Origin of the sequence: Mesorhizobium sp. M0152, from assembly GCF_040322415.1 — a bacterium.
In the GTDB taxonomy this organism is placed as follows: domain Bacteria; phylum Pseudomonadota; class Alphaproteobacteria; order Rhizobiales; family Rhizobiaceae; genus Mesorhizobium.
Map to the genome: position 1 here is coordinate 1 of NZ_JAMYTH010000133.1, position 614 is coordinate 614.

At 66.4% G+C, this 614-nt stretch carries 1 protein-coding gene; it reads right to left on the reverse strand.

Annotated elements, in window-relative coordinates:
• Positions 1 to 614: NAD(P)/FAD-dependent oxidoreductase (locus tag NKJ26_RS33485; protein ID WP_352700132.1), on the reverse strand; the 614-nt coding region annotated here is incomplete at both ends.

Consider the following 614-nt stretch of genomic DNA (forward strand, 5'->3'; position numbering starts at 1 on the left):
GGCACGCGCAGCACCGGCAGGCGGCTGAGGCCGGGGATCGGCTCGGTGACGAGGTAAAAATGCTCGCAGGCGTGCAGCGGAATGGTGACGCCGTTCTGCGCGCCCAGTTCGCGCGCCCACATGCCGGCGCAGTTGACGACGATGTCGGCCTCGATGGTGCCTTGTTCCTCGCCTTGCGCCCAGGACACGCCGGTGACGCGGCCGGCTTTGGCATGGACCTTGGTAACCTTCACATTCTCGACGATGGTGGCGCCGCGCTGGCGCGCGCCCTTGGCCAGCGCCATGGCGATGTTGGCGGGATCGCACTGTCCGTCGAGCGGCAGATGCACGGCGCCGACCACGTCGGACACGTTGAGATGCGGGTACATCTCTTTGACTTCATTGGGGGAAATCTCGCGCACATCGACGTCGAAGGCGCGGGCGAGCGACGCCTGCCTGTAGATCTCGTGCTTGCGCTCCTCGGTCAGCGCCACGGTGATCGAGCCGACCTGGCGCATGCCGGTGCCGACCTCGGTCTCGGCTTCCAGCTTGACGTAAAGGTCGGCCGAATATTTCGCCAGCCGCGTCATGTTCTGCGAGCCGCGCAATTGGCCGATCAGGCCGGCGGCATGCCA